The organism is Hyphomicrobium album, from assembly GCF_009708035.1.
GTDB lineage: Bacteria > Pseudomonadota > Alphaproteobacteria > Rhizobiales > Hyphomicrobiaceae > Hyphomicrobium_A > Hyphomicrobium_A album.
In genome coordinates this window covers 2,214,822-2,238,892 of the sequence record NZ_WMBQ01000001.1, presented here as the reverse complement: position 1 = coordinate 2,238,892, position 24,071 = coordinate 2,214,822, and the positions used below count along the sequence as shown (strand labels likewise).

26 protein-coding genes and 1 riboswitch are annotated in these 24,071 nt (G+C 64.4%); of the genes, 5 read left to right on the top strand and 21 right to left on the bottom strand.

Going from position 1 to position 24,071, the window contains the following annotated elements; all coding sequences use genetic code 11:
- Positions 1-11 precede the first annotated feature (11 nt).
- Positions 12-377 carry a hypothetical protein gene (locus tag GIW81_RS10605; RefSeq protein ID WP_154739157.1) on the top strand — a complete coding sequence of 122 codons (366 nt, stop codon included), beginning with the start codon at positions 12-14 and terminating at the stop codon, positions 375-377.
- Here the strand turns inward: GIW81_RS10605 and GIW81_RS10600 are convergent.
- The 13 genes from GIW81_RS10600 to GIW81_RS18850 all read right to left on the bottom strand — a co-directional run bounded on the left by GIW81_RS10600 (position 358) and on the right by GIW81_RS18850 (position 10,576).
- Entirely contained in the window at positions 358-546 is a 189-nt protein-coding gene (locus GIW81_RS10600; RefSeq protein ID WP_154739156.1) for a hypothetical protein, read from the bottom strand. The two genes, GIW81_RS10605 and GIW81_RS10600, sit on opposite strands and share 20 nt — an antisense overlap.
- A 129-nt stretch (positions 547-675) precedes the next feature.
- Positions 676-1,143 carry a hypothetical protein gene (locus GIW81_RS10595; RefSeq protein ID WP_154739155.1) on the bottom strand — a complete coding sequence of 156 codons (468 nt, stop codon included), beginning with the start codon at positions 1,141-1,143 and terminating at the stop codon, positions 676-678.
- Entirely contained in the window at positions 1,128-1,508 is a 381-nt protein-coding gene (locus GIW81_RS10590) for a hypothetical protein (RefSeq protein ID WP_154739154.1), read from the bottom strand. The genes GIW81_RS10595 and GIW81_RS10590 overlap by 16 nt, the downstream gene beginning before the upstream one ends.
- Before the next feature lie 26 nt (positions 1,509-1,534).
- Positions 1,535-2,068 (bottom strand): chemotaxis protein CheD, encoded by a 534-nt coding sequence (locus GIW81_RS10585; protein WP_407658178.1) that lies wholly within the window; start codon positions 2,066-2,068, stop codon positions 1,535-1,537.
- The gene (locus GIW81_RS10580) at positions 2,065-2,454 is read right to left on the bottom strand and encodes a response regulator (RefSeq protein ID WP_154739152.1); all 390 of its coding nucleotides are present in this window, start codon (positions 2,452-2,454) and stop codon (positions 2,065-2,067) included. The genes GIW81_RS10585 and GIW81_RS10580 overlap by 4 nt, the downstream gene beginning before the upstream one ends.
- Complete coding sequence (locus GIW81_RS10575) at positions 2,433-3,506, bottom strand: protein-glutamate methylesterase/protein-glutamine glutaminase (RefSeq protein WP_154739151.1); 1,074 nt, start codon at positions 3,504-3,506, stop codon at positions 2,433-2,435. Before GIW81_RS10575 ends, GIW81_RS10580 begins: the two co-directional genes overlap by 22 nt.
- Positions 3,503-4,399, bottom strand: coding sequence for a CheR family methyltransferase (locus GIW81_RS10570; protein WP_154739150.1), 897 nt, complete (start codon positions 4,397-4,399; stop codon positions 3,503-3,505). Before GIW81_RS10570 ends, GIW81_RS10575 begins: the two co-directional genes overlap by 4 nt.
- Positions 4,396-4,875 (bottom strand): chemotaxis protein CheW, encoded by a 480-nt coding sequence (locus tag GIW81_RS10565; protein WP_154739149.1) that lies wholly within the window; start codon positions 4,873-4,875, stop codon positions 4,396-4,398. Before GIW81_RS10565 ends, GIW81_RS10570 begins: the two co-directional genes overlap by 4 nt.
- Before the next feature lie 4 nt (positions 4,876-4,879).
- Positions 4,880-7,081, bottom strand: coding sequence for a chemotaxis protein CheA (locus tag GIW81_RS10560; protein WP_229309140.1), 2,202 nt, complete (start codon positions 7,079-7,081; stop codon positions 4,880-4,882).
- 17 nt (positions 7,082-7,098) lie between these two features.
- Positions 7,099-7,464 (bottom strand): response regulator, encoded by a 366-nt coding sequence (locus tag GIW81_RS10555; protein WP_154739148.1) that lies wholly within the window; start codon positions 7,462-7,464, stop codon positions 7,099-7,101.
- Positions 7,464-7,790 (bottom strand): STAS domain-containing protein, encoded by a 327-nt coding sequence (locus GIW81_RS10550; protein WP_154739147.1) that lies wholly within the window; start codon positions 7,788-7,790, stop codon positions 7,464-7,466. Before GIW81_RS10550 ends, GIW81_RS10555 begins: the two co-directional genes overlap by 1 nt.
- Positions 7,765-9,660 carry a methyl-accepting chemotaxis protein gene (locus GIW81_RS10545; RefSeq protein ID WP_154739146.1) on the bottom strand — a complete coding sequence of 632 codons (1,896 nt, stop codon included), beginning with the start codon at positions 9,658-9,660 and terminating at the stop codon, positions 7,765-7,767. The genes GIW81_RS10550 and GIW81_RS10545 overlap by 26 nt, the downstream gene beginning before the upstream one ends.
- Before the next feature lie 436 nt (positions 9,661-10,096).
- On the bottom strand, positions 10,097-10,576 hold the full coding sequence (locus tag GIW81_RS18850; protein WP_195930507.1) for a hypothetical protein: 480 nt from the start codon (positions 10,574-10,576) through the stop codon (positions 10,097-10,099).
- Between the two features lie 601 nt (positions 10,577-11,177).
- Between GIW81_RS18850 and GIW81_RS10535 the strand changes: the two genes are divergently transcribed.
- From GIW81_RS10535 to GIW81_RS10525, 3 genes are all read left to right on the top strand, one after another.
- Positions 11,178-12,197, top strand: a complete 1,020-nt coding sequence (locus GIW81_RS10535) for a methylene-tetrahydromethanopterin dehydrogenase N-terminal domain-containing protein (RefSeq protein ID WP_407658177.1) — start codon at positions 11,178-11,180, stop codon at positions 12,195-12,197.
- 156 nt (positions 12,198-12,353) lie between these two features.
- Positions 12,354-12,541, top strand: a riboswitch (cobalamin riboswitch).
- A 394-nt stretch (positions 12,542-12,935) separates the two neighbouring features.
- Positions 12,936-15,128, top strand: a complete 2,193-nt coding sequence (locus GIW81_RS10530; RefSeq protein ID WP_195930506.1) for a TonB-dependent receptor — start codon at positions 12,936-12,938, stop codon at positions 15,126-15,128.
- A 1-nt stretch (position 15,129) separates the two neighbouring features.
- Positions 15,130-16,650: a PepSY domain-containing protein gene (locus GIW81_RS10525; protein ID WP_195930505.1), complete on the top strand. Its 1,521-nt coding sequence runs from the start codon at positions 15,130-15,132 to the stop codon at positions 16,648-16,650.
- A 35-nt stretch (positions 16,651-16,685) separates the two neighbouring features.
- On the opposite strand, the gene GIW81_RS10520 is transcribed toward GIW81_RS10525, so the two are convergent.
- Genes GIW81_RS10520 through cbiE form a run of 5 tightly spaced genes read right to left on the bottom strand, consistent with a single transcriptional unit; the run spans position 16,686 to position 21,183 of the window.
- On the bottom strand, positions 16,686-18,017 hold the full coding sequence (locus tag GIW81_RS10520) for a cobyrinate a,c-diamide synthase (protein WP_154739143.1): 1,332 nt from the start codon (positions 18,015-18,017) through the stop codon (positions 16,686-16,688).
- A complete protein-coding gene (cobA, locus tag GIW81_RS10515) occupies positions 18,014-18,796 on the bottom strand; it encodes a uroporphyrinogen-III C-methyltransferase (protein WP_154739142.1) in 783 nt (260 codons plus the stop codon). The genes GIW81_RS10520 and cobA overlap by 4 nt, the downstream gene beginning before the upstream one ends.
- A complete protein-coding gene (gene cobM, locus GIW81_RS10510) occupies positions 18,789-19,556 on the bottom strand; it encodes a precorrin-4 C(11)-methyltransferase (protein ID WP_154739141.1) in 768 nt (255 codons plus the stop codon). Before cobM ends, cobA begins: the two co-directional genes overlap by 8 nt.
- Positions 19,553-19,936 carry a cobalamin biosynthesis protein gene (locus tag GIW81_RS10505; protein WP_154739140.1) on the bottom strand — a complete coding sequence of 128 codons (384 nt, stop codon included), beginning with the start codon at positions 19,934-19,936 and terminating at the stop codon, positions 19,553-19,555. The genes cobM and GIW81_RS10505 overlap by 4 nt, the downstream gene beginning before the upstream one ends.
- Entirely contained in the window at positions 19,933-21,183 is a 1,251-nt protein-coding gene (gene cbiE / locus GIW81_RS10500) for a precorrin-6y C5,15-methyltransferase (decarboxylating) subunit CbiE (RefSeq protein ID WP_154739139.1), read from the bottom strand. The genes GIW81_RS10505 and cbiE overlap by 4 nt, the downstream gene beginning before the upstream one ends.
- Between cbiE and GIW81_RS10495 the strand changes: the two genes are divergently transcribed.
- Positions 21,182-21,958 carry a cobalt-precorrin-6A reductase gene (locus GIW81_RS10495; RefSeq protein WP_154739138.1) on the top strand — a complete coding sequence of 259 codons (777 nt, stop codon included), beginning with the start codon at positions 21,182-21,184 and terminating at the stop codon, positions 21,956-21,958. The genes cbiE and GIW81_RS10495 overlap by 2 nt on opposite strands.
- On the opposite strand, the gene cobJ is transcribed toward GIW81_RS10495, so the two are convergent.
- From cobJ to GIW81_RS10480, 3 genes are read right to left on the bottom strand one after another with little or no spacing between them, the layout of a single operon-like run.
- A complete protein-coding gene (gene cobJ, locus GIW81_RS10490) occupies positions 21,925-22,686 on the bottom strand; it encodes a precorrin-3B C(17)-methyltransferase (RefSeq protein ID WP_154739137.1) in 762 nt (253 codons plus the stop codon). The genes GIW81_RS10495 and cobJ overlap by 34 nt on opposite strands.
- Complete coding sequence (locus GIW81_RS10485) at positions 22,683-23,441, bottom strand: precorrin-2 C(20)-methyltransferase (protein WP_154739136.1); 759 nt, start codon at positions 23,439-23,441, stop codon at positions 22,683-22,685. The genes cobJ and GIW81_RS10485 overlap by 4 nt, the downstream gene beginning before the upstream one ends.
- Positions 23,438-24,070: a precorrin-8X methylmutase gene (locus tag GIW81_RS10480; protein ID WP_154739135.1), complete on the bottom strand. Its 633-nt coding sequence runs from the start codon at positions 24,068-24,070 to the stop codon at positions 23,438-23,440. The genes GIW81_RS10485 and GIW81_RS10480 overlap by 4 nt, the downstream gene beginning before the upstream one ends.
- Position 24,071: the final 1 nt, after the last annotated feature.

Genomic DNA, 24,071 nt, shown 5'->3' with positions numbered 1-24,071 from the left:
GGTTTTGAACAATGGCTGTGAAGACGGGATTGCTCGGACCCTATCGTCTTACGTTCGACGGCATCAACAGTGCGGTTGCGCGGCGATCGGCAGGGGTTTTCGCCTTAGGGCACAATGATCGGAACGGCAATTTTCAAGTGAAGCATGTCGGTAGGGCCGATGCCGACATACGCAGCAAGCTGTGCGAATGCATCGGCTCAAGCACTCTGTTCAAGTTCGGCTTCTACGCTTCGGCGAAGGCGGCGTTTGAAAAGGAGTGCGAGCTCTTTCACGATTTCAGTCCGCCTGGAAACCGGATACATCCGGGCCGCAGCAAGGGCACCAGGTGGGAATGCCCGCGCTGCCGCATCTTCGCGACTATGGCGTCAGCAGTTTGAGCATGTCGTCCAGCGCCGACTGGTAGCCGTGATGCCAGTAGGTCTGCTCCGGCGTGCCGGCATCGAGATGCTTCTGCTCGAAAGTCGTATGCTCAGTCTGGCGCGCGAGCCAGTCGCGAATGCGATCCCTGCGCTCTAACAGGACTGCTAGGTTGCCCTCGGCCGACATGTGTTGACCCTACCCGATTGATCGCGTTCTGCGCGCCGTTGCCCATCGGGTTGATCCTAGTGGACAGGTATTTTCGTCCTCTCAAATTGATTGCTTGCATTTGTTCGATCCCCGAACGTTTTGATGCCCTCAACGCCCGGCGGGAAGTCCCGGCCGCTGCCGGCGATTTATTTCACGGTCGATGAGCATGTTCGCCACCATCATGCGGCGGGTGGCATCCTCGCGTTCGGCCGAGCCGGCGCGGTCCGGATGATTGGCGAGAGCGTATTCGCGCCGCAGCCGGTTGAGATCCGACAAGGTCATTTGCGCAGTGATGCGAAGCTCGTCCGCCACGGACCGAGGGTCGGTCGTCTTGCCAACTCGCGACAGCCTGCGCTTGTCCTGGTGCTCCAAATAGGATTCGAGCGGAACAGACAACGTCGATGTTGGGAGCTCTCGATCGCGCTCAAAGAGTTGGTGCAAACGAACTGCAGCACTTCGCGCCGCTCTCGGCCTCTCAGCCTTTGGCGCGTCGTCGAACTCAACGCCGGCGGATCTGAAGGCGCTCTCCAGCACCTCCGAGAAATCCGGCTCGGTGAAACTCAAAAAAACTCGCATTCGTCACATCCTGCGGATGTCGGCCTCGGCATGGTGGGCCGCTCCAGCCTTTCACGGAGAGAGGCAATAAGGATGACCTCGCAGGCTTCGGCCGTGTCGAGTTCCCATTCGCCAGGCATTGCCGTGGCGAGAGTCGAGAGGAACTCCGAAAGGCCGGCGAGGTTCTGCGTCACATGGTCGATGCCTTGCACCACGCCAACGCAGTGCGCATCCCGCAGTGATTCCTTGACGCCGGGCAGCTCCACGATTGCATGCAGGCGCTCGACAGCCACTGCCAGGTGATGCAGCTCGTCCCCCACGACATTGAGCAGCGCCGGGAGCGAGGTGTGATCGACTTGAACCTTTGCGGTCGCTTGTTTCGTCATGTCCATCTCCACCCGGTTGCGGTCGCTCAAAACAACTCAAGGTCGCCGTCATGCATCGGCAGTGCCGGCGCAGGCGGAGCGGCCGGTATTGCGGCTTCGCCGATGGAGATTTGGCGTGCACGTCCGCTGACGGGCCAATACTCGACGCGGCGACCGGACTTTCCACCGAGGCTTCGGCCAACGATGGCGATGCCTTCGTTCTTCAGGAAGTGCTCCGCGAAGCTGGCGTTCATCGCGCCTACGTCGGAGCTTTTGAAGATCGTCTTCGCGCCCCCGAACAGCTTGGCCTCGAGCCTCCCGCGGTGCGCACCTCGGCTCATGAGGCCGTTCACGAGCAATTCCATGAGATGAACGCCATACCGCTCGGCGTCACCTGACTGCACCCGATCGCCGTCGCCGGGCAGGAGGAAGTGATTCATTCCGCCGATGCGCGCGACCGGATCGCGCAAGCATGCGGCAACGCACGAGCCCAACACCGTTGCCAGGACGAGATCTGGATCGTCCGTGACATGGAATTGACCTTCCATCACGTGCTTGCGGCTCAGCGTGCGGGTCATCATTTCAACCGGCCGACAACGGCCTCGAGCGCGGTCTTCAGCGCCGGGACCGTGAACGGCTTCGTCAGATAGTTGTTCATGCCGAACTGGACGCCCTTCTGAATGAGGTCCTTGTCACCCTTGCCGGTGAGCATGATGAAGGGCATCTTCTGCGACGGGGCGTGCTGGCGCATGGCGCGCAACAGACCGAGGCCATCGAGCTTCGGCATGTTGAAGTCCGAGATCACCAGGTGGGTCGGCGTCGACATGATGTGCTTCAGTCCCTGCTCGCCGTCGGACGCGAACGAGATGTTCTTGATGCCGATCTCCTGGAGACCGTCACGCACCAACATGCGGCTGGTTGTGGTGTCGTCGACGATGAGCACTTTTAGCTGGTCTGCGAGTGACATTTGTCTCTCCCTTGGCGGCCACGGAGATTGGTCATTACAAGGACCGCGTTTGCGATCCGATCGAGAGGGAGCTGACGCTCCACCGCACCAACCTCGAAGGCGGCTCTCGGCATGCCGTAGATGAGGCTTGTCGCTTCGTCTTGGCCGATCGTGCGGGCACTCGCCTGGCGCATCGCCAGCAGACCTTGGGCGCCGTCGCGCCCCATTCCGGTAAGAATGACGCCGATCGCGTTTGACTTGGCGACCTGCGCGGCCGACGTGAACAACACGTCGACCGAGGGTGAGTGTCCGCTCACGGGGCTGCCTGCGCGCAGGCGGCAGCGAAGTCCATTGTTGTCCTGCACTTCAAGATGCTTCGTGCCTCCGGGAGCGATATAGACGTAGCCCGCCTCGAGCGGAGCTCCATCGTATGCCTCGATGACCTTTGGCGCGTTGAGCCGATCGAGCCGCGCGGCGAGACTTGTCGTGAAGTCGGGCGGCATGTGTTGGACGATGGCAGTCGGCGGGCAGTTCTCTGGAAGTTGCGATATGAGCTCGGAGAGGGCCTCGACGCCTCCGGTCGAGGAGCCGATCACCAACAAGCGACCGTCGGGCTCGTAGGCGGCGACGAAAGGTCTACGCCGGTTCTTGGTCTCACCATTGGACGCGGGGCGCGTGCGCACGCGCGCACCGGCTGCCGCCTTGACCATTCTCGGCAGTTCGGCGAACGGCTGTGAATCGCCTGGTCCAGGCTTGGCAATGCAGTCGACAGCGCCGATTTGCATGGCTTCGATCGCCGTCTCCGTGCCCTCGCCCGTCAGATTCGACACCATGATGACCGGCGTCGGCCGCAGACGGACGATCTTCTCCAGGAACTCGAGTCCGTTCATGCCGGGCATCTCGACGTCGAGCGTGATCACGTCCGGGTTGTGGGTCTTGATGGAGTCGCGGGCGGTGAGCGGGTTGCTCGCCGTCGCGACCACCTCAATCTCCGGATCTCGGCGTAGCGCGAGCGATATGAGGCCGCGCATGGTGGCGGAATCGTCGACCACGAGGACACGTATGGGGCTCATGCGTCGAGCTCCTTCCGCAGGCGATAGGTGGTGATCGCCTCGTTCACGAACATGGAGGCGACGTCGCCGAACAACCGCTCGGAGTGGCCGATGTAGAGTCGGCCTGCAGGCGCAAGCAAGGGCACGAACCGGCTCCAAACTTCGAGCTGCGTTTCTTCCTTGAAGTAGATGAGCGCGTTGCGACAGAAGATGGCGTGGAAGGGTCCACGCATGGGCCAATGGCCAATGAGGTTGAGGTTACGGAAGGTGACAAGCTTGCGCAGCTCGCCTCCGGCGCGCCAGGCCTTTCCACCCTCGGCGTCAGCCTGAGGAGTGAACCACCGCTGGCGCTTATCCGCAGGCACGGGCGCCATGGCCGCCTCGCCATAGACGCCGGCTTGCCCCTTACGCAAAACGTCGGGATCGATATCGGTCGCGAGCACCTTGACGTCGAGCGACGCGGCGTCGGGCATGGCAGACAGAATTGAGAGCGCGATCGAGTAGGGCTCCTCGCCGCTTGAGCAAGCCGCAGACCAGATCCGCACGGTCCCGCCCGCGCGTGCCGTCGCAACGAGCGGTTCAACCACGTGCGCCTTCAAGTGCTCGAAGTGGTGCTGCTCGCGAAAGAAGCGAGTGACGTTCGTCGTGAGGGCCGCCACCATATGCTGGCGCTCTTCACCACCGTATTCACTCGATAGTAGCGCGCAGTAGTTTTGGAAGCTTTCCAGCCGGAGCAGCCGCAACCGTTTGGTCAGCCTCGAGTAAACGAGGCTGGCTTTGGCCTCGCACAGATCGATTCCCGCGTCGGCTTGAGCGATTCCGGCGATTTGCTGGAAGTCTGCTTTGGTAAGCGGGAACTCGCCGTCGATGAGAGGCTTCGCTCGCTTGCCGGCGTTCGCTAGTGCAGGCTTCATTGCGGATCGCTCCGCTCTTGCTCGGGAAGCACGCTGTCGACCGAAAGGATGCTGAGCATGCGGCCTTCCATCGCGATTAGACCGCACACGAACCGCTTCGCCATCTCGGAGGCAACATCGGGTGGCGGCAGCACTTCTGACTCGCTGACGCTTAGGATGTCGGACACGGCATCGACGAGCAGTCCGACGAACTGGCTGCCGACCTGAACGACGATAATGACGTGGCGCCCCATGACCTCGGCGGGGGGAAACCCAAGTCTCACCGCCAGATCCACAATCGGCAGCACGGCGCCGCGCAGATTGATCACTCCACGCACGAATGACTGTGAGTGAGGCAGCACGGTCGCTGGTGTCCAGCCGCGGATCTCCCGCACCGACATGACGTCAATACAGAATTCCTGCTTGCCGACCGCGAACGCGATGAGCTCGCGGGCCGTGCCTGATTTCTGCTCGAAGAGCGAGGCAAGTGCGGTCATGGTTCTATCCTGCCAGTGCGAGTGGAATTTCCGGGCTCATGCTTCCGTTGCGCGAACCCGCCACCACTGCGTCGACGTCCAAGATCAGAGCGACGCGGCCGTCGCCCAATATGGTCGCGGCGGCGATGCCGGGGACTCGCCCGTAGTTGGCTTCGAGACTTTTGATAACGACTTGACGCTGACCTTGAATGGCGTCGACGAGCAGCGCGCTATGCGCTCCTCCATCCGATTCCACGAGTATGGCGACGCCGGCGCCGGGGTCGGCGCTTTGGCTGCGATAGCCAAGCTCGCGTCCAACGTCGACCAGCGGAATGAAGTTGTTGCGAAGCGCAATGACCCGAGACTCGCCGCCGAAGCCGTGCACATCGCTCAGTTTCGGCTTCAGCGTTTCGATGATCGATGTCAGAGGCACGACGAGGGTCTGGTCGGCCACCGTAACGACCATCCCGTAGAGGACGGCGAGCGTCAGCGGCAGGCTCAAGGTGAACGTGGACCCCTCGCCAGGCCTCGAGGCAATCGAGACGCGGCCGCCGAGCGCCTGGATGGAGCGTTTGACAACATCCATGCCGACCCCGCGGCCCGAGATGTCGGAGATGGTCGACGCGGTGGAGAAGCCCGGCAAGAAGATCAGGTTGTCGATCTCCTCATCGGTCAGCTGTGCGGTCGGCGGGATCAACCCTTTTTCCTCGGCGATCGCGCGGACGCGAGGCCGGTTTATGCCTGCTCCGTCGTCGGCGATGTCGATGACGATGCGTCCCGAGCGATGCGCTGCCGAAAGCCGTACCAGGCCTTCTTCGCGCTTGCCTGCTGCCGAACGAGCTTCGGGCTTTTCCAAACCATGATCGATCGCGTTGCGGATCATATGGGTGAGCGGATCGGCGAGCCGCTCAATGACCGTCTTGTCGACCTCGGTGCCTTCACCTTCGGTAACGAGGCGCACCTTCTTCGAGGTCGCGGCCGCGACCTCGCGGACAAGGCGAGGCATGCGCTGGAAAACCGATTTCACCGGCTGGGCGCGGATCGCCATGACGCCTTCCTGGATGTCGCGCGTCAGTTGCTCGAATTCATCGAGCCCGCTGGAAACTTCCGTTGAGCGGGCCAGACCCGCCTCCAATAGGCGCTGCGATAACATCGCCTGATTGATCACGAGCTCGCCGACGAGGTTCATCAGGCGATCTACCCGATCGAGCTCGACGCGGATCGTTGGCTGAGTCCCCTCGCCCGCGGCGCCCTTGTCGCCCTTCGCCGGTTCGGCTTTTAGGGGCGCGGCCTGAAGGTCGCGCGGCGTGCCGGCGAGTGCCAGCTCCTGGTGGTCGGGGGTCGTATCGGAAAGAGAGGTGTCGACTTGCTCCATGAGCTCGACAGGCTCCTCCCGGACTCGCCGCAGCAGGGCTGCGATGTCGTCTTCGCCGGGGTCGGTGACAGCCGAGTTGGCGCCGACAATGGTGAGGTCACAGTCGCCGTCGACGAATTCGAAGACGGCCCGCACATCCTCCTCGCCGTGCGTCGTCTTAAGCTCGATGCTCCACGAAAGATAAGCCGCCTCAGGGTCGAGCTCGGTCAACGGCGGTACCGATGCCGTGTCGCATACGACGGTTATCTCGCCGAGCCGTTCCAGCTCGCGCATCAATACCGCCGGCTCGTTGGCGTTGGCGTAAAGGCTTGGATGCGGTTTGAAGGTGATCGAGTATTCCGCGACCGGCGGTTCCGCGAAGATGGGAGCGTCGTCGAACACCGGCAGGTCCACAACGACCGGCTTGAAGTCGAGATCCTCGAGGTTGTCTTCGGAAGCGTCGGCTTCGGCGGCAGCCGCGGGGGCGCCGCTCAGCGCCGCAAGCTCGTCGCTGACGCTGCGGATGCGGGCCTCGTCGACATCGCCGCCGTCGCGAGCAACGCGTACGAGATCTGCCAGAACGTCAGCCGCGCGCAGCAAGGTCTCGACGACCGGCCCTGCCGCGGAGAGCCGCCCTTTGCGGACCTCGTCGAGCACTGTCTCGAAGACATGTGCGAAGCGCACGAGATTCTCGATCGCGAACGCTCCCGCACCCCCCTTGATCGAGTGCACGGCTCTAAATACAGCGTTGACGATCTCCGAGTCGGCGTCCCCGCTCTCGATCTCAAGCAGGCCCGATTCCAGCTCGGCGAGTTGCTCCTCGCACTCCTGGAAGAAGATTTGACGCAGCGCGTCCATGTCGCTTGAGGCCATCGGATCCCCCGCAAAGCTCAGCCTGCGACCCTGCGGATGGCGTCGACGAGCTTCACTGGATGGAAGGGCTTGACGATCCAACCAGTGGCGCCCGCGCTGCGTGCACGGCTCTTCTTCTCCGCGTCGCTTTCCGTGGTCAGGACCAAGATGGGAACCGCTCTGTGAGTGGAATCGCGGCGGACATGCTCGATGAATCCGAAGCCGTCGAGCCGCGGCATGTTGATGTCCGTTATGATCACGTCGGCCGGGCGGTCCTTCAGAACCTCTAGACCTTTGAGGCCATCCTCTGCCTGCAGCACGTGGTAGCCGGCATCCTGGAGAGCCAGCAGCAACATCTCACGCATGGTGCGGGAGTCGTCGACTGTAAGAACTGTCTTCCTCATCACGCGAGCTCCGGTACTGCAAAGTCTTGATCAACTTGAATTCCCAAGAGCCGACTGCCCTCCAGGAACTCTTCAGTGGGTTTCTCCAGGCCAAGACGCATGCCGTCGGCCTTCCACGTTGCGGCAGCCGCAAGGATCACTTGCAGACACTGCGCGCCGACGCGTCGGACTTGGCTGGCATCGACGCTCAGCTCGGTGCCGCGGCGCGAGAGCAAAGACTGCGCTAAGGGCCCTGCAGCTGTCAGATCGAGTACTTCTGGCAGCAGCAAGGGCTTTGGCGCAGTCTTCTTCGCCGCGCGCTTAGAACTCTTCCCAGCCCTGCTCATTGGCGATTGCCTCCAGCTTGCGCACTGCTGCCGGTGCCCCGCGCGTCGAAACTGTCTTCAAAGCGGGACGGGTTTTTCCCTGCGTGGCAGTGGTACGCGCCTCGCGACGGGTCAATTCGGCAGCCAGGTCCTGGCCGGTCTCGAAACGGCCGACCAGCTCGAGCAGCTTCTCGATCTCGCGGGCGAGGCCGTGGCTCGCGGCCGTGGTCTCCTCCACGACTGCCGCGTTCTGCTGGGTGGCCTGATCCATCTGGCTCACGCCGGTGTTGATCTCCTGCAGGCCGACCGATTGCTCCTTCGCACCGGCGGCGATTTCGGAGACGACGGTGTTGATCTCCGTCACCTCGACCATGATGCGTCCGAGCGCTTTGCCCATCTGGGCCACGAGATCGACACCCTGCTCGACCTGCTTGGTCGAGGCGGAGATCAATCCCTTGATCTCTTTTGCCGCCTCGGCCGAGCGCTGGGCGAGCGCGCGCACCTCGGAGGCGACGACCGCAAATCCGCGCCCCGCCTCGCCCGCTCGCGCAGCTTCGACGCCGGCGTTCAAGGCAAGGAGGTTGGTCTGGAAGGCGATCTCGTCGATCACGCCGATGATGTGGCTGATCTGCTGCGAAGAGCGCTCGATGTCGCCCATGGCGCCGATGGCCTGGCGCACAACTTCATCGCTCTTTTCAGCGTCAGACTTGGCGGAGGCGACGACTTCACGCGCATGCCCGGCGCCGTCCGCGGTCTTCTTTACAGTAGCGGTGATCTCGTCGAGAGCCGCCGCAGTCTGCTCGAGGCTCGCCGCTTGCTGCGCCGTGCGTCGCGACTGATCATCGGCCGCCGTCGAGATCTCACTGGTGGCGAAGCGGATGGCCTGCGTGCTGGACGCGATCGTAAGCAGCGCTTCCTGCAAGCTAGCGGCCGTCGTGTTGAAGTCGTGACGGATCTTCTCGTAATCCTCGGTAAATGCCGTGTTCAAGCGGTAAGTGAGGTCACCCTTCGACAAGCGCTCGAGCGCGGCCGAGAAGTCCCGCATGAAGGTGTTGTGCGCCTCGACGTAGAACTGGCTCTCGGCCTCCTGCTTGCGGCGCTGCTCCTCCGCAGCTACGCGGCCGGCCTCCGCCTCTTGCTCAAGCCGGTGTTTCTCGATCGCCGCCTGCTTGAAGGTCTGGACGGCCTGCGCCATCAACCCGATCTCGTCCGTGCGGTTGAGCGCGGGCACGTCGATGGCATGGTTGCCGGCAGCAAGGCTATTCATTGCAGTTGTGATCTGGCCCAATGGGAGCGCGATAAGCCGCGACATCCACCAGCCGGAAAGGAGAGCCACGCCGATCGCCAGCAGGCTGCCAACGAGCTGAGTAGTGCGGGCGAAGGATAGCGCTGCGTCGCGTTCGTCCCTGACTTTGTTGACCCAGGTATCGACCTTCTCCTGCGCCGACTTCGCCGAGGCGCGGAAGGCTTCGAATGCTGCTGTGGCGCGTGCCGGATCGCTGGTCGGCTCGGCGTCTTGGCTTGCGGCCTGCCGACGCCACGCTGTTGCAGTGGTCTGCATGGCTTCGAGATCAACCGCGACGGCCGCATGTTCAGGATTGGCTTCGATGATGCGGCGGGCGGCCGACATCTGATCGGCGAAACGCTGCGCGGCTGCCTGCACGGCAGCGTCGCCAGCCTTATCGCTGCGCGCCTGCTGCTCGTCATAGACGGCCGACACTGCCCGCACGACATCCTTGTCGAGGCTCACGGCAGAGGCGACGCCCGAGTTGGCGCGATCAATCGAAAGCAGGGTGAAGAAGAACGCGGTTCCCGTGATAGCAAATACGACGAGAACACACGCAAGGCCCAACGCAAGCTTGCGTGAGACCTTCAAATTGGCGAGCACCATGTAGCGGCATGCCCCTTGTTCGCGGTTAGCGGACAGACATACCGGGCTCGTACCGGCATGGCAGAACAGCATCATGCTATTGGCTGAACGCTTGGAGGCGTCGACCAATCTGCCATGCATTGACTATAAGAGGTGTAGTACTAACAATGAATTAGTGCTGTGCGTTTGCGAACTGGTTCAGTGTAATTTGGCGCTCAGCTTCCCACTTGCGAATGAAGTCGCGAGGAGATGCGGGCGTAGCACCGACGACAGCGCCAGTGGCTTGCATGCGAGTCGATGCAATTCATTCGCTCGCGCGCGCCGCACGTGCAGCGCTCGACGACGCGCCTTGCTCGTACGAGCGAATTAGCGCGAGCTCAAACCGAAACGGCCCCGGCGTACGACGAATTCTCAGGATGCGCCCTTGCGGTGAGAGCACGCCGCACACGTCCTGCGCTCAACGATTGTGAGCGCAGTCGTTGAAGAGCTTCCACATATCGGGGCTGCCGGAGTCGACGGCTCTCTTCATTAGGTAGTCGCAGTCGTTCGGCAACGACGAGCCGGAGTTGTTCGGCGGAGTCTGCAGGAGGTCGTTGTAGTCCATGTTGATGAAGGGAACGGCATTGCGGGCGTACGGGTTCGTGCGACCGGGGACAGGACCATATCCACCACCGCCAGGGCCATAGCCTCCGCCGGGGGGACCGTAGCCACCACCGCCAGGTCCGCCAGGTCCGCCAGGTCCACCGCCGGGAACGGGTCCATAGCCACCGCCGCCGGGTCCGAAGCCTCCCCCGTGACCGCCGCCGGGTCCGCCTCCGCCGCCGAAGCCACCACCGCCGAAGCCGCCGCCACCGCGAGCTTCCGCAATTGACATCAACGCCGAAAGGCCGACCAGCACACTCATGCTAGCGGCCAGTGCCGGCTGCAATTTCCTCATGGTCGGTCCTCCACGGTCAGATGTCAGCTGACGTGCTGACCCTGCACGACTGTGGCTGAGAGCCGTGAAAATCTCGATAAACCTGGCATTCAGGCTCAACCGAGTATCTCCACTTTGCCTTAAGGCCGGCCGTCAACGCGAAGCCAACTTCGGACGCGCCAAGCTCGATTCAGAGCGACGCCAATTCCGCTAGGAGCGATTGCGGACCGAGACCTAGACCGGCAGTACATCGTGATGGAATGCTCCGTGTAACGACAGAATAGTCCGATCATTTTACCGCGCGTTCCTATCGGTCGGCGCAACTTGCGGTTGGGATGTACCGCTGCCCCGCAGCGCGACCCCTCAGGTTCATTCCTCATCTTTGCGGATGCTTAACCCGCTCTCCCTTTTACTAGGGGCAGAGTGGGCAATCCGGGGGCGCTCTCGTCCCCGCGGCATGACGCCAACGATTGCCAGTCGCCTAAGCGCGACATGCAAGAAATCGAACAGAGAAGCCTTGTGCAGGTAAGCCGCGCCGCGTGGGCGCGAGCGAGCCTGATAAGCAGCCCCGACGTCGCGCTTAGCCTGCGGGACAACGATCCTGCCCACCGGAGTGCCTTGTATGCGTATGGACGATCAATCCAATCTCCTCTCGGAAATAGCCCCGACGCAAACTGCCTCCGAGGGGGGGCAGCAACCAGCGTCCACGCGCAGATCGCGCAAGCAACCGTCGGCCACTCCCATCCTTCATTTCCTTTCCACGCAAGCGTTCGCCAGTCCGTTCGATGTCAACATGGCGGTCGATGCCGGCTTCAAGGTCGTCGTCCCGCATACCAATGCGGGTCTGGAGCACACCACCGGTCTCGTGCAGGACGCCATCTTCTCTCGCCCTGTCGAGTATGGCTGCCGGACGGGCCTGTTCATCGGCGGCAAGGACGCCCTGCTTGCGCTCGATATGCTGGCTGCTGCGCAAGCGGCGCTCGTTCCGCCGTTCCAGCTCTCCGCATTCGCCGATCCGGGTGGATCGTTCACGACGGCCGCTGCCATGGTGGCGCTGGTGGAGGACGTCTATCGCGCCCGCACCGGTCACTCGCTGAAAGGTGCCCAGGTGGCGGTCTTCGGGGCAACCGGTGTCGTTGGCTTCGCCTCGTCGATCATTGCCGCGCAGGCCGGGGCGAAGGTGACGATGACCTCGCACATTGGGGTCAAAGCCCTCGAGCCTTTCGTGCGCGCCGGCCGCGCGAGATTCGGCGTCGATCTGAAACCCGTGGCCGCAGGGCGTGCCACCGACAAAGCATCGATCGTCGCCAAGGCGGACATCGTGCTATGCGCGGCTGCCGCCGGTGTTCGCGTCTTGACGCAAAAGCAGCTTGCCAAGTCGCGACGACTTGCCGTCGTCGCCGATGTCAACGCAGTGCCGCCATCGGGCATCGAGGGGGTGGAGCTGTTCGACCGTGGTCGCTTGCTCGACGGCTCGGACGTTGCCTCGGTGGGTCCGCTCGCAATCGGTGACATCAAGTACAAGACACAGGCGGCTCTATTCCGCAGCATGCTTGCATCGCGCGAAACGGTCATGCTCGACTTCACGCATGCATTCGCGAAAGCGCGCAAGCTCGTTTGTGCCCGGCCCGCGAACCCCTGACGGGGAACGCTCCGCGTCGGGGCTGGTCGAGATCGCGCAATTGTCCCGGACGCGAGCGGCAAGGTCAGGCACCGGGGTGCATGTCACATTGGCACGCGTTGCTCGTCGTCTATCGAGCCGCGCTTTTGGGTCTTGACATGCAGCACGCATACAGGTGCACATTGGGGTTGTGACGGAGTTAGGGAACGCGGTGAGACGCAAGTCAAAGCCGCGGCTGCGCCCGCAACTGTAAGCGGCGAGTCACTTCCGGATATGCCACTGGCGCTTCGCCTTGAAGTGCCGGGAAGGTCGGAAGGGACGTTCGAGCCGCCAGCCAGGAGACCTGCCGCCACAAGTCGCCCATTCGCCGTGCGGGCCGCGCGGTGGAACGGTTACCCGTAGTGGCGACTGATGTGCATCCGAAGGGGAGCTACGTCAGGCATGTCATTCTACGGTGTCATCTCCAGACACTAATTGGTTCAGGCGGTGATTGATTTCGCCACGGCGCGTCGCGCCGTCGGTGCGGCTGATCATATGTGCTGAAATTGAGAGTGCGTACCCGCGTGCTCCCCCCGGCCAGTTGGCGTATGGGGGGGGGTTATTCCAGTGTATCTGCGTTCATCCTATCGAAAGTGTCGTTCTCTTTTCACGCGCACTGCCAGCGCGCTCGCGGCGTCAGCCGTCGCTCTTGCCGCCCACAGCGGCGGTGCCCATGCGCAAGCTGTTGAGCCGCCGCAGCCGGCACCGGCCGCTGAAACGGTGCAGCTGCCAGCGGTCGAGGTGACCACCTCGACCGATCCGAAAAAGAAAGCGTCCGTAAAGAAGAAGGTCAAGCAAGCGCCCGGACCATCGGCTCCAGGCACTCCCGCGCCGAGCAGCTCCGCGTCGGCCAACAGCTCCGGCGAAGGCCAATCCAAGCCCGGGCTCAATCTCGATGTGCCAACGCAAACCGGCAGCCGCTTGGGACTGACGCCACTCGAAACTCCAGCGAGCGTCGAGGTAATCCCCGGTGTGACCATCCAGGAGCGCAGGCAGACGAGCGTCAGCCAGGCGGTGACCCAGAATGCCGCCGGCTTCACGTCGTCGGCTTCGCCGGGCAACGGTGACACCGGCCTTGCGACGCGCGGCTTTAACGGCCACGGGTCGGTCATGCAGCTTTACGATGGCACGCGGCTCTACGTCGGCGCCGGCACAGTGACCTTCCCGTTCGACGCTTGGTCGGCGGAGCGCATCGAGGTCCTGCGCGGTCCAGCTTCGGTGCTCTATGGCGAGGGCGCCATCGGCGGCGTCGTCAATGTCGTGCCGAAGAAGCCGACCGACTATTTCACGAATGAAGCCCTCGTCGCCGTCGGGACCGATGCGACACGCCGGTTTGGCGTGGGATCGGGTGGTCCGATCAGTGACCAGCTCGCCTACCGTATCGACGCCAGTGGCGTTCAGTCCGAAGGCTGGATGGACAACGAGCACGGCGACTTCAGCTCCATCGCTCTGTCGGGCGCCGTTTCCTACAAGCCCGTCAAGGAACTCAAGCTGACCGTCTCGCACGATCAGGCGTATCGCTCGCCCAACAGCTACTGGGGCACGCCGCTGATCAACGGCGTCATCCCGGACAGCATCCGCTTCAAGAGCTACAACATCCAGGATCACGACACGAACTTCATCGACAGCTGGACGCAAGTGAAGACGGAGTGGGACCCGACGCAGTGGTTCTCGCTGACCAACACCGCCTACCGCCTGACGACCGACCGCCACTGGCACAACGTAGAAACCTACGACTTCCAGGAAACCGGCCCCAACGCCGGCAAGGTGAAGCGCACAAGCTACACCGAGGTCGCCCACGACCAGGAGCAGTACGGCAACCGGTTGGATGCGACGCTGCGCGCCAACTTCGGGGGTGGCGTCAAGAACGAGCTAGTCGTCGGCTTCGATGTGAACCGCATCGCGTTCGTCAGCACGAGCAATTCGGGAGCGACGCCGGTGCCCGAGTCGTACGTCGACGCTTACAATCCGACGCCGGGATTCTTCATCCACAATCCGCCGGGCATGGGCCCGAGAACCGGAACGGTCACCAGGCAGTATTCGGTTTTCGCCGAGGACAGGCTGGAGCTGTCGAAGCAGCTGGCGCTCGTTGCTGGCATCCGGCTGGATAAGCCGACCCTCAATCGCTGGGATCTGCTCACCGGCGGGTATGTGCGCAGGGAATTCTCGCATACGCCGTGGCGGGTCGGAGCAGTCTTCACGCCCGTCAAGGATCTGGCGTTCTATGGCCAATATTCGACCGGTGTCGATCCCATCGGCGGCGCCGTCATCACCCTCAGCGCCGCCAACGCCAACTTCGAACTCGCCACGGGGCAGCAGTACGAGGTTGGCGTGAAGCAGGCGTTCTGGAACGGACTCGGCGAGTGGACGCTGGCCGCCTACGACATCGAGAAGCAGAACTTGTTGTCTCCGGATCCGAACAATTCGCTCATCGTGCGTCAAATCGGTGCCCAGTCCTCGCGCGGCATCGAGGCTTCGGTGGCCCTGCAGGTAACCGAAACGCTGCGTTACGAAGGCAACGTTGCCGTGCTCGAAGCGCAGTACGACCAATTCGCGACGACTACCGGATCGGGGGTGAATGCGCGTCTGGTCGACTTCTCCGGCAACCGGCCGACGAACGTTCCGCAGCAGGTGATCAACAACTGGCTGAGCTGGGCATTCATGCCGCAATGGGAAGGGCACCTCGGCGTGCAGTGGGTCGGCACGATGTACAACGACGACGCCAATACCGTGAAGCGTCCGCCGTTCACCGTCGTGAACCTCGGGGTCGACTACGACGTCACCAACAACAGCGAGATCGCGCTCTGGGTCTTCAATGCCTTCGACGAGGTCTATGCGGTCGGAGGCAACGCCACCGAATGGCAACTTGCCCCACCGCGTTCGGCCGAGCTCAGCTACCGCATCAAGTATTGAAATGAACGATCTCACCCATGCGCAGTCGTTCACTGCGCCGAAGGTCCGCCGTGCCGGTATGGCGCGGCGGGCCATGAAAACCGGCAAGCGGTGGCTTTTTTACACGCACCGCTGGCTCGGCGTGACCACGTGCATATTGAGTGTCATGTGGTTCCTCTCCGGACTAGTGATGCTCTACGTGCCGTTTCCGGTGTGGAACGATGAGCAGCGCGTAGCTTCGCTACCGGCGATCGCTCCCGGAACCGTGAAGGTGCTTCCCGACGAAGCGCTCGCGAGATCGGGGCTGACCGCACTGCCGTCCGTGTTCCGGCTGGAGATGGGCGGGGCGGAACCGGTCTATCGCCTCGTCGCCAGCGGCAAGCACGTTTCGGTCTCGGCCGTCTCCGGCGAGCCCGTTAGCGATGTCAGCGAGGCGGACGCGCGCAGGGTCGTCGGCGCGACATTCGGCGAGAAGATCGCTCGTGCTTCCGTGATCGACTACGATCAATGGACGGTGACGCGGAAGTACGATCCCTACCGGCCGCTCTACAAGCTCGAGCTCGGCGATGCGGCGGCCACCGTCGTCTACGTCTCCTCGCGCACCGGTGAGATCGTGCAGGACACGACCCACTTCGAGCGCGTGTGGAATTGGCTCGGCGCCATCCCGCATTGGATCTACTTCTCGCCCATCCGCAGGGATGCCGACTTGTGGCATCAGGTTGTGGTCTGGCTATCCGGGCCGATGATCATCGGCGCCGTTGCGGGGATGTGGATCGGTATCCTCCGGCTGCGTCCTAGCCGCGCCGCCAAGGGCAAGTCGATGACGCCGCATCGGGGCTGGATGAAATGGCACCACCTCGGAGGTCTCATCGGGGGCCTTTTCCTCGTCACGTGGATCGCCAGCGGCTGGCTGTCCATGAACCCGTTCAAGTTGTTCGCGCGCACGCAGAACACCGATGCGCAGCGTGCCGCCTACGCCGGTCGGGCCTCGCCACCCACCCTGGGCGTGACGTCGGAGGCTCTCGCCGCCGCAATCGGCACGAGCGCCAGCGAACTCTCGTTCGCTTGGGTCGGCGCAACGCCTATCATGCTCGCCCGCAAGCCAGGCGGTTCAGCCCTGCTCGCCGCCAGCACTGGATCACCGCTGGCACTAGATCAAACATTGCTGGTCAAGGCGGCGCAGGCCGCCTACCCGGCCGACCGCATCGCGGCGGTCGACCTCCTCACTGAGGAGGATGTTTACTGGTACTCCCACCATCGCAAGCGCCCGCTGCCGGTTCTCAGGGTGCAGTTCGAGGACGCCAACCGCACGTGGCTGATCATTGATCCGCAAACGGGCGAGATCGCCGGACTGAGCGACAGCAGCGCCCGCACTTATCGCTGGCTGTTCAACTTCCTGCACGACTACGACCTGCCGGTGCTGCTTCGGAACCAGCCGGCGCGCGATGGGATAGTCTGGCTGCTTTCGATCGCCGGACTGATCATCTCCGTGTCCGGAGTCGTGGTGGGCTGGCGGACGTTGACGCGTGGGAAATTCCCATAGGCCTGGGCCCGCATCAAAATTGAGAGTTCACACGATCAGTCGGCGAGATCGATCAAGTGGAAGAATGTGCCCGTGACTTCACCGCGCCGCGCGCCTGGGTCACTGGCTGGCGCACCTGTCGCATCCGTGATCGCTGCGAAGGGCGTGTCGGGGTTGGCGAGCACGCTGCAGTAGTGGAATTCGTGGCCGAGCAGCTCCGAACTCGTCTTCTGCGTGCCGTCGGCCGACAGGAGATGCGCACGCCGGTAGCCGAGGTGCAGGCGGCGCGCCTTGAAAGATGTCTCGAGACCGAGGAGGCCGAGCATCGTATGACGCCGTCCGTCGGCGTCCTCCAGGCCGGCGCCGAGCAGCATGTAGCCACCGCACTCCCCGTGCACGGGCACACCTTGCTCTGCGCATTCAGCCATGCGCGCACGGAAGGTTGCGGCATTTGCCAGCTTCCCTGCGTGCAGCTCTGGGTATCCGCCTGGCAGCCATACTGCATCGCAGTCGTGCGGTGGCCCTTCGTCGGCAAGCGGAGAAAACGTGGAGATCTCCGCCCCGGCGAGCCGCCAGCCGTCAACGATGTGCGGGTAGGTAAAGGAGAATGCGGCATCCCGCGCCAACGCGATCCGCTGGCCGGGAGGGGGAGGGCGCTTGATGCGCGTGCTCACCTCGGGCGCGATGTGCATCGGCCGCGTCAGCTGCACCAGTCGGTCGAGATCGATGCAACGGGCGACGACCGCCGCCATTGCGGCGATGCGCGCATCCAGATCGCTGATCTCCGCCGCCTGAACCAGGCCGAGATGGCGATGCTTGAGCTCGGCCTCCGGCGTGCGCGGCACGGCGCCGAGCACGGGAATGCCCAACGCCTCGATCGCGGTCGTGACCGACGCGGCGTGGCTCGGCCCGCCAACGCAGTTCAACACAACGCCGGCGACCTGCAGGCCGGCGCGATAGCGGCTGAGGCCGAGCGCCACGGCGGCGGCGGTCTCCGACTGCGCGGCGACATCGAGGATGAGCAGCACCGGCCAGCCTAGCAGCATGGCAAGATCCGCGGTCGATCCAAGGCCGTGCTGCCCCTGTCCCTTGGCCCCGTCGAACAGGCCCATCACGCCCTCGACGAGACAGATGTCGGCGTCGACGCCCGCCGTGCCGATGAGCGCCTCGATCACGCCGGTTCGCATTGCCCAGGCGTCGAGATTGAAGCTAGTTCGTCCGCACGCCGCGGTGTGGAAGGCTGGATCGATGTAGTCGGGCCCGCACTTGAATGGCTGGACCTTCACGCCGCTCTGGGTCAGCGCTCGCAACAACCCCATTGTCAGGGTCGATTTTCCGCTGCCGGATCGGGCTGCGGCGATGATGAGACCGGGAGGGCAGGTGCTCATGCCTCCCCCTGGAGAAGCGCATGAAGTAGGTGCCTGCGCACACCCACGACACTTCCGACAGCGACAATGGCCGGTGCACCGATGCCGTTGTCGCGCGCATCTTGTGCCGCGCGTCCGAGCTCGGTCTCGAGCAGGCGCTCCTCCGCGTAGGTCGCCGACGCGATGATGGCGACCGGCGTATCCGCCGCCAAGCCGGCGCCGAGGAACACTTCAGCGATCCGGGCCAGATTCGACATCGCCATGTAGAGGATGATGGGTTGTCCGGTGCGCGCCATCGCCTCCCAATCGCGCACCGACGTCTCGTCCAGCGCGCGATGACCGGTGGCCAGGATGACCGCGTGATTGGTTTCGCGCGTCGTCGCGGGAATGCCGGCCAGGGCCGCGGCGGCGAGCCCCGAGGTGATGCCCGGCACGACGCGGAAGCGGATGCCGGCATGGGCGAGGGCTTGGGCTTCCTCACCGCCCCGCCCGAATACGAACGGATCACCGCCCTTCAAGCGCACGACCTTGCGGCCCTCGCGGGCGAGCGCGATCAGATGCTCGTTGATGTCGGACTGATGGGGTGAGGGGGTGCCGCCGCGCTTTCCGGCGCCCTGGATCGCAGTGCCGGGCGCGGCCAGGCTGAGCACGCGCTTATCGATCAGCTCGTCGTGTACGATCACGTCGCCCGAGCGCAGCGCGTGTAGCGCCATGAGCGTCAGCAGCCGCGGGTCGCCCGGACCGGCACCGACCAACCAGACCTCGCCGGGGCGGAACTCGGGAAACGCAAGGTCAGTCATCGGCGCTCCGGCGGAAGCGTCGTTCGTAGTCCTTGGAGTAGAGGGCGCTGTCGGAAAAATTCTTAGCGCCGAGCGCGGGACCGACGAGAATGAGTGCCGTACGCTCGACAGGACCGCTTTCAGCTACGGCTTCTGAAATGCTGTCGAGGGTCGCGCGGATGACGCGTTCGTCCGGCCACGTCGCGCGATAGACAACCGCGACGGGACAAGCATCGCCGTAGAACGGCTTCAGTGCGGCGACGACCTCGTCGAGCACGTGGATCGACAAATGCACGGCAAGCGTGGCGCCGGTGGCGGCGAAGGCGGCGAGGGTTTCGCGCGGCGGCATGCTCGATGCGCGTCCCGGCGTACGGGTGAGCACCACCGACTGTGTCACCTCCGGCAAGGTCAACTCCTGCCTTAGCGCCGCTGCGGCGGCGGCGAATGCGGGGACGCCCGGCGTGACGGTGTAAGGGATGCCAAGCGCGTCAAGACGGCGGAGCTGCTCGCCGAGGGCACTCCAGATCGAAAGGTCGCCCGAATGCAGTCGGGCGACGTCCTCTGCGCGCTCAGAGGCACGTTGCATCTCCGCTATGATCTCGTCGAGCGACAGCGGTGCGGTGTCCACGATGCGTGCAGCTGGAGGACAATGAGCGAGCACCGCTTGCGGCACCAGCGACCCGGCATAGAGACAGACGGGGCACGTTGCGATGAGGTCGCGCCCGCGGACGGTAATGAGGTCGGGGGCGCCCGGCCCGGCGCCGATGAAATGAACCGTCATGCACCGCTTCCTGTCGCCAGAGCGCAGGTGACCGTCGGCGTGGTCGTGCGGGCAGCTATGAGCCGGGCGCCGGCTCCGGCGGCGGCAAGCGCCGCAGCCTCGGCGACGGACGGAACTCCCTTCAGAGATTGCACGCGCTCGGAAAAGGTCAGGAAGCCGTCGCCTACGCGCGCGAGGTCTGCAGGCGAGACGCCGATGACCGGAAGCGCGAGCCTGTCAGCAGCGGCAATGATGCCCGCTTCACACAATTTCTCCTCGGGCACCGCGAGTCCAACGAGTTGCGGGGCCGTGACGTTGTTCTGCGCGATCGCCGCAGCGATCGCTTCGAGCACCGCCTCGACGGTTGCGCCGCGGCGACAGCCTATCCCGGCGACGATCATGGCTTCACCGCCAGCCAATGCGTAACCGGCATCGCCGACCGCCAGCCCCAAAGGTTGCCGATCTTGTTGGCGCGCGCCAGCTCTATGCGCGTAAGCTCGCCGCCGAACTGCTGGAAGGCGGAAAACAGCGTCGCTTCCCCTTCGAGCGTCACGGCATTGGCGACTATGCGGCCGCCGGGCTTCAAGGCAGTCCAAGCGGCGGCGAGCACGCCATCACCCAGGCCCCCGCCGATGAACACGGCATCGGGAGGCTGAAGTCCAGCAAGTGCGTCGGGCGCGCGGCCGGTCACGATTTGCAATTCCGGGGTCCCGAGCGTGGCGGCATTGCGGGCGGCGTTCGCTGCGCGCTCCGAGTGCTCCTCGATGCCGATGGCGCGCAGGCTTCGATCGGCGAGTAGCCATTCGAGGGCGACCGAGCCGGCGCCCAGACCAATGTCCCAAAGGAGTTCACCGTAGCGCGGCGCGAGCGAGGCGAGTGTAATCGCGCGCACCTCGCGTTTGGTCAGTTGACCGTCATTGGCGAAGAGGTCGTCGTTGCGGCCGCTTGAGAATGTCGGCGCTAGCGCCGACGGCTGGCCGACGACCTCCAGCGCAATCGTGTTGAGCGCATCGATGTTGCTGCTGTCAAAGCCCACCGCAGCAGTACTCCGATGGATGCGCTCGCGTGGCCCACCCATGCGTTCCAGGACGGTCAGGCGCGAGGCGCCGAGCTGGCGCTCGGTAAGGAGGGTGGCGAGCTTAGCCGGCGTAGCGCTGTCCCACGAAAGCGCGAGGATGCGCGCACCGGGATGGAGATGACGTACGATACCGCGCAGGTCGCGGCCATGCAGCGACAGGGTCTGCACGTCCTGCAGTGCCCACCCCATGCGCGCGGCGGCGAGCGAAAACGCTGAGGGTTGCGGAAGGCAAAGTATCTCATTTGACGCGACCAGGGCCGCGAGCTGCTTGCCGATGCCAAAGTGATAGGGATCGCCCGAAGCGATAACGGCGACCGGACCGCCGCGGCTCGCCAGGATCTGAGGGAAGGCGCCCTCGATGGGGTTCGGCCATGTGAGACGCCTGCCCTTGATCAGCGAGTCCGCAAGCGTAAGATGCCGCTCGCCGCCGACGACCAGCTCGGCGGCAGCGATCAACTGGCGCGCCACCGGTGAAAGTCCCTCAACACCATCCTCGCCGATGCCGATGATGCTTAGCCATCGCTGTGCGCCGTGGGGCGTGGGTTCAACCGATCTTTCAGGAATTGCCATGCGCGTCCTCATACTCGGAGGCACAACGGAGGGCTACGCGCTGGCCGAGGCCTTGGCGCGCGACAGCCGGTTCGCTGCGACCTACTCGCTGGCGGGACGCACCAAGACGCCCCTGCTGCCCGGCGGCGCCACGCGCATCGGGGGTTTTGGTGGCGCCCAAGGCCTCATCGATTGGATGCGCGGCGAGAAGATCGACGCAATCGTCGACGCGACCCATCCCTACGCCGCGCGCATTTCGGCGAATGCCGTTGTTGCCGCCAACGCGCTTGACTTGCCGCTGTTGCGCCTGCAGCGCCCTGCATGGGTACCCGCGGCGGGTGATGATTGGCACGAGGCGGCAGACGCGAACGCCGCGGTGACAGCGCTGGGGCCAGAGCCGCGCACAGTGTTCCTCACCATTGGACGAACCGAGGTCGCTGCCTTCCGGGCGGCGCCCCAGCATCGCTACCTCATCCGTTCCGTCGACGCTCCGGAGAAGAATGGTCTGCCGCCTCGTGCCGAGGTGATCTTGCACCGAGGGCCATTTGGCCTTGATGACGAGCTGTCGCTCATGCGCGCGCACGGCATTGGCGTTGTCGTCAGCAAGAACGCGGGCGGTGAGGCGGCACACGCCAAGATCCGTGCGGCGCGTCAGCTGCAGATTCCGGTCGTGATGATCGCGCGCCCACCGCTGCCGGCGGCGCCAGAATGCCGCGACGTCGAGGCCGCCCTCGCCTGGCTGCAGGACGAAATCACGTCGGCTCATGGGCGGGAGCCCTCCGAGCGTGGCGTATAGGCCAGCGGCGCGGCCCCGTCGCGGTGGATGACGCGGGTCGTGCTCGAACCGACGATGACGAGCGTCCGCATGTCGGCCGGATAGGTGGCGGCCTCTGCGAGGGTGGTGATGTGCAGCTTGGCGTCGTTGCTGCCGGCGGCGCGGACGAAGATGACGACGGTCGACTCTGGCCGCCAGCGCAGCAGCAGCTCAAAGGCGCGCGCCAGCTGATGCGGTCGCGACCGCGATGCGGGATTATAGAGCGCCAACACAAAGTCCCCGTTAGATGCCGCCACCAGGCGCTTTTCGATGGTCGACCAGGACTTCAGATTGTCGGACAGGGAGACGGCGCAAAAATCGGCACCTAGGGGAGCGCCGGCCATCGCAGAGGCCGCAAGCATGGCCGTGACCCCCGGCTCAACGCGCACATCCAATGCGCGCCAATGCGCATCGCCCGTCTCCATGGCTTCGAACACGGCAGCCGCCATCGCGAAGATACCGGGATCACCGCTCGATACGACGACCACGCGGCGGCCCTCGTCAGCGAGGCGCAAGGCTTGCCGTGCTCGGTCAAGCTCGACGCGGTTATCCGAGGTATGCCTAAGTTGGCCCTCAATAAGCGGCACGCGCGCCATGTATGTTTCGTAGCCGATGAGGTCGGTCGCCTGACGCAGCGCTTCGCTGACCGCCGGGGTGGTCAGCTCGGGCGCGCCCGGCCCCAGGCCAACAATGGTCAGGGTGCCGCTCATAGACGCCGCCCTTGGCCAGGAATGAGCACCATCGCGAAGTAAGGACCAGCGTCGGCGACATGCTCGCGAAGCGCTATGACGCGCTCCTCGCTCATGGTGCCGCGTTCCACGTAGATGGCGCGCTCGATGAGCCCCGCCGCCTCAATGGCGCGGCGTACTTTTGCCAGGTTGCGCCCCACTTTCATAATCACGCAAGCGTCAGCGATGCCGAGTCGCTCGACGAGCTGTGCTTCGGGCAACGTGCCCGGCATGACGGTGAGCACGTCATCGCCCCAGGTGATCGGTGCGTTCGCCCGCGTCCAGCAGCCCGACATTCCGGTGACGCCAGGGACCACCTCGATGGGGAACGCCTGCTCCAGGCGCCGCCACATGTGCATGAACGAGCCGTAGAAGAACGGATCACCTTCGGCGAGAAGACCCACCGAGCGCCCCCGCTGCAGTTCGGCAGTGAGCGTCTCTGCACTTGCGCGGTAGAAGTCGGCGATGGCCCGCCGGTAGCCGGGATCAGCGCTCGGAATTTCATCGGTCACCGGGTATTCGAGGCGGAGCTCTGGCTGTGTCCCCGATAGGAGCGGCGCGACGATGCGGCGGGCGTTTCCTTCGCGACCGCACTTGGCGAAGAAGGCGACGATGTCGACGGAGCGAATGAGGCCGGCGGCGCGCAGCGTGACATAGCGAACGTCGCCGGGGCCGACGCCGATGCCGTAGAGCGTCCCGGGGTGCGCCCCGCCCGCGATGGTTTCCAGCGCCGTCATTCTTGATCACTCGCCAGCGCGTTCACGGCCGCGGCGGCGATCGCGCTGCCGCCCTTGCGGCCGCGCACGATCAAGTAGGGGATGGTGCCGTGGGCCGCCAACGCGTCTTTTGACTCCGCGGCGCCGACGAAGCCAACCGGGACGCCGATGATGGCTGCCGGTCGCGCCGCGCCGCGCTCGAGCATGTCGAGCAGGTGAAAGAGCGCTGTCGGTGCATTGCCGATGGCGATCACCGCGCCTTCGAGGCGCGGCCGCCACAACTCGAGGGCCGCAGCCGAGCGTGTCGTCCCGAGTGAGGCGGCGAGCCCAGGCACTGTACTGTCGCTCAGCATACAAATGACGTCGTTGGCGACCGGCAGGCGGCTACGCGTTACGCCATAAGATACCATCTGCGTGTCGCACAGGATTGGGGCACCGGCGCATAGCGCCTGGGACGCGGCGTCCGCGAACCCTGGAGACTGCTCGATGTCGCCGGCGATCTCGACCATGCCCGACGCGTGGATGATGCGCACCGCGACCTTCTCAGCGCGACCGCTGAAGCGTGACAGGTCCGCCTCGGCGCGGATGATCGCGAATGAGTTGCGATAAATCTCTGCGCCGTCGCGCAGATAGTCGTTCGTGGCGGCCATG

Excerpts from the sequence above, each read along its gene's own strand:
- GIW81_RS10605 (WP_154739157.1), top strand. The coding sequence starts at position 12 with ATGGCTGTGAAGACGGGATTGCTCGGACCCTATCGTCTTACGTTCGAC.
- GIW81_RS10600 (WP_154739156.1), bottom strand. The coding sequence starts at position 546 with ATGTCGGCCGAGGGCAACCTAGCAGTCCTGTTAGAGCGCAGGGATCGC.
- GIW81_RS10595 (WP_154739155.1), bottom strand. The coding sequence starts at position 1,143 with ATGCGAGTTTTTTTGAGTTTCACCGAGCCGGATTTCTCGGAGGTGCTG.
- GIW81_RS10590 (WP_154739154.1), bottom strand. The coding sequence starts at position 1,508 with ATGACGAAACAAGCGACCGCAAAGGTTCAAGTCGATCACACCTCGCTC.
- GIW81_RS10585 (WP_407658178.1), bottom strand. The coding sequence starts at position 2,068 with ATGATGACCCGCACGCTGAGCCGCAAGCACGTGATGGAAGGTCAATTC.
- GIW81_RS10580 (WP_154739152.1), bottom strand. The coding sequence starts at position 2,454 with ATGTCACTCGCAGACCAGCTAAAAGTGCTCATCGTCGACGACACCACA.
- GIW81_RS10575 (WP_154739151.1), bottom strand. The coding sequence starts at position 3,506 with ATGAGCCCCATACGTGTCCTCGTGGTCGACGATTCCGCCACCATGCGC.
- GIW81_RS10570 (WP_154739150.1), bottom strand. The coding sequence starts at position 4,399 with ATGAAGCCTGCACTAGCGAACGCCGGCAAGCGAGCGAAGCCTCTCATC.
- GIW81_RS10565 (WP_154739149.1), bottom strand. The coding sequence starts at position 4,875 with ATGACCGCACTTGCCTCGCTCTTCGAGCAGAAATCAGGCACGGCCCGC.
- GIW81_RS10560 (WP_229309140.1), bottom strand. The coding sequence starts at position 7,081 with ATGGCCTCAAGCGACATGGACGCGCTGCGTCAAATCTTCTTCCAGGAG.
- GIW81_RS10555 (WP_154739148.1), bottom strand. The coding sequence starts at position 7,464 with ATGAGGAAGACAGTTCTTACAGTCGACGACTCCCGCACCATGCGTGAG.
- GIW81_RS10550 (WP_154739147.1), bottom strand. The coding sequence starts at position 7,790 with ATGAGCAGGGCTGGGAAGAGTTCTAAGCGCGCGGCGAAGAAGACTGCG.
- GIW81_RS10545 (WP_154739146.1), bottom strand. The coding sequence starts at position 9,660 with ATGGTGCTCGCCAATTTGAAGGTCTCACGCAAGCTTGCGTTGGGCCTT.
- GIW81_RS18850 (WP_195930507.1), bottom strand. The coding sequence starts at position 10,576 with ATGAGGAAATTGCAGCCGGCACTGGCCGCTAGCATGAGTGTGCTGGTC.
- GIW81_RS10535 (WP_407658177.1), top strand. The coding sequence starts at position 11,178 with ATGCGTATGGACGATCAATCCAATCTCCTCTCGGAAATAGCCCCGACG.
- GIW81_RS10525 (WP_195930505.1), top strand. The coding sequence starts at position 15,130 with ATGAACGATCTCACCCATGCGCAGTCGTTCACTGCGCCGAAGGTCCGC.
- GIW81_RS10520 (WP_154739143.1), bottom strand. The coding sequence starts at position 18,017 with ATGAGCACCTGCCCTCCCGGTCTCATCATCGCCGCAGCCCGATCCGGC.
- cobA (WP_154739142.1), bottom strand. The coding sequence starts at position 18,796 with ATGACTGACCTTGCGTTTCCCGAGTTCCGCCCCGGCGAGGTCTGGTTG.
- cobM (WP_154739141.1), bottom strand. The coding sequence starts at position 19,556 with ATGACGGTTCATTTCATCGGCGCCGGGCCGGGCGCCCCCGACCTCATT.
- GIW81_RS10505 (WP_154739140.1), bottom strand. The coding sequence starts at position 19,936 with ATGATCGTCGCCGGGATAGGCTGTCGCCGCGGCGCAACCGTCGAGGCG.
- GIW81_RS10495 (WP_154739138.1), top strand. The coding sequence starts at position 21,182 with ATGCGCGTCCTCATACTCGGAGGCACAACGGAGGGCTACGCGCTGGCC.
- cbiE (WP_154739139.1), bottom strand. The coding sequence starts at position 21,183 with ATGGCAATTCCTGAAAGATCGGTTGAACCCACGCCCCACGGCGCACAG.
- cobJ (WP_154739137.1), bottom strand. The coding sequence starts at position 22,686 with ATGAGCGGCACCCTGACCATTGTTGGCCTGGGGCCGGGCGCGCCCGAG.
- GIW81_RS10485 (WP_154739136.1), bottom strand. The coding sequence starts at position 23,441 with ATGACGGCGCTGGAAACCATCGCGGGCGGGGCGCACCCCGGGACGCTC.
- GIW81_RS10480 (WP_154739135.1), bottom strand. The coding sequence starts at position 24,070 with ATGGCCGCCACGAACGACTATCTGCGCGACGGCGCAGAGATTTATCGC.